This is a genomic window from Paenibacillus sp. 7541 (genome assembly GCF_002276395.1).
In the GTDB taxonomy this organism is placed as follows: domain Bacteria; phylum Bacillota; class Bacilli; order Paenibacillales; family Paenibacillaceae; genus Paenibacillus_AQ; species Paenibacillus_AQ campinasensis.
Window position 1 is genome coordinate 1 of the sequence record NZ_NQLZ01000089.1, and the last position, 283, is coordinate 283.

A 283-nucleotide genomic window follows, 5' to 3' on the forward strand; every position below is an offset into this window, starting at 1 on the left:
GGCTGCGCACTATTTTCAGAAGGTGAACCAATATGCTCCTTTACAAACCTCGCATCTTCCTCACTGAACTCTTCCCTGACCTCATAACGAGCATTAATTTCATCCAATTTTTCTCGAATTTGAATATCAGATAATCCTTCTTCTGGTGCTGCAAATGTCATACCTAATCCGCTAATAGTAAGCCCTAAAACAAGTAATGGTGTCAAAACTAGTCTCACGATTTTCTTTAACATCGTAAATCCTCCCTTGTATTAATTGTGGTTCTATTAATATAAACAATCAA

At 36.7% G+C, this 283-nt stretch carries 1 pseudogene; it reads right to left on the minus strand.

Annotation, left to right across the window (positions count from 1 at the left end):
* Positions 1-233 (minus strand): annotated as a pseudogene (locus CHH75_RS24560) (hypothetical protein); the annotation flags it as partial.
* Positions 234-283 lie beyond the last annotated feature (50 nt).